This is a genomic window from Thermoclostridium caenicola, from assembly GCF_900142095.1.
Lineage (GTDB): Bacteria > Bacillota > Clostridia > DSM-8532 > DSM-8532 > Thermoclostridium_A > Thermoclostridium_A caenicola.
In genome coordinates, this window is the sequence record NZ_FQZP01000114.1 from 1 (window position 1) to 1,508 (window position 1,508).

Genomic DNA, 1,508 nt, shown 5'->3' on the forward strand with positions numbered 1-1,508 from the left:
CAGATTGTCGAAAAACAGGCATTTTCACGTGGGTGAGAATGCCTGTTTTCTTTGAAATATCAAAAATATAGCCCAAAATCGATAAAATAAAGGGCAAACATGACCCCTTAGTGCCAGTTTTTTTAGGTTCATGGCAGCAAATTTAAGCCTAACCCAATTCCTCACCTGGGCAAGGCCTCTAAATGTTGTGTATCTCATTCCGTGTTTTTCTTTTGCATCAGCAAAGACTCGTTCAATCGTTTGGCTCCTCATACTGTATGTTTCTTTCCCAAGAGGTGAATGCCTTACGTCTTCTGCCCGTTCAATATATTCATGCCAGATATGGCGAGTTACGGTCTTCTGACAGTTCCTGCTGATGGTGCATTTTTTCCTTGTCGGGCAATTCTTGCAAATGTCAGGGTTGCTCTTATATTCACGATATCCGTTTCGGTTGGTGGTGGCGTAGTTTAGTATTTGATACTCAGGGCATATGATACAGTCATAATATTCGTCATATACATATTCTTGCCAGGGGTGGTTTCCTTTTCTGGTCATTGGTCTTTTGTACGGCATTGAAGGAATACGGTTGTCATCGAATATCTTTTTACATATCCATGGCGTTTTGTATCCTGCATCTACTGTTACTACTTTTACATCAGGTAAGCGGCTGGTTACTCTGTCATAAACCGTGTCAAACACTATACTGTCATGAATGTTCCCAGGAGTGACTTCTACCTCAAGGATAAAATTATTTTGGTCGCATACAGTGTGAGCACTGTATGCAAAGCATTTTTTATGCTCTCCTTTATGAAAAAGACCACTATCTGGATCAGTTGTTGATGCAGTAACCTCACGCTGTTCCTCGTTTCGCTTAGATTCATTATTTAAGGTTTTCCTGCCATGATTTTCCCTGTCTTCATTTATTTCCTTGTATAACTGTTCTTCGTATGCCTTCACTGCTGCAGGTATATATTTCTTCATCTGTTTCTTGCTGTTAGCATTCGCCTTGATATGGGTTGAATCCACAAAAATAACTTCCGGTTGTACATATCCGCCATTTATCGCTTCTTCCAATACCCATGTGAATATTTTTTCAAAAACTTCACTGCTAAACCTGTGTTTGAAGTTGTAGCTCAAGGTTGAAAAATGAGGTGTTTTATCTATTAGGTCATATCCAAGGAACCAGCGAAATGCAATGTTTACTGAGACATTTTCCGCTGTCTGGCGCAATGACCGTAGCCCATATAAATGCTGAAGAAATACCATTTTCACCAGCACAACTGGGTCAACACTTGGTCTTCCCATATTAGGACTGTACAAGTCTTCTACAAATTCGTATATCTTGTTCCAATTGATGCAGCTGTCGATTTTCCGCAGCAAGTGATTTTCTGGTACCAATGTTTCTATATCTACTATTACCACGTTTCTTCGTTTATCTTCATTCTTAATTATCATTTCCGTCACCCAATAATATTTTACTATATTAATGCAAAAAAGCCCAGTTCTCACTGGACTTTTTCGACAGTCTG

The 1,508-nt window shown here is 39.4% G+C and carries 1 protein-coding gene; it reads right to left on the reverse strand.

Annotation, left to right across the window (positions count from 1 at the left end; genetic code table 11):
* Positions 1-24 precede the first annotated feature (24 nt).
* Positions 25-1,434 (reverse strand): IS1182 family transposase, encoded by a 1,410-nt coding sequence (locus tag F3H12_RS13115; protein WP_243133302.1) that lies wholly within the window; start codon positions 1,432-1,434, stop codon positions 25-27.
* Between the last annotated feature and the right edge of the window lie 74 nt (positions 1,435-1,508).

Bases quoted from the DNA above. Each gene is read 5' to 3' on its own strand.
- F3H12_RS13115 (WP_243133302.1), bottom strand. From the start codon at position 1,434: ATGATAATTAAGAATGAAGATAAACGAAGAAACGTGGTAATAGTAGAT.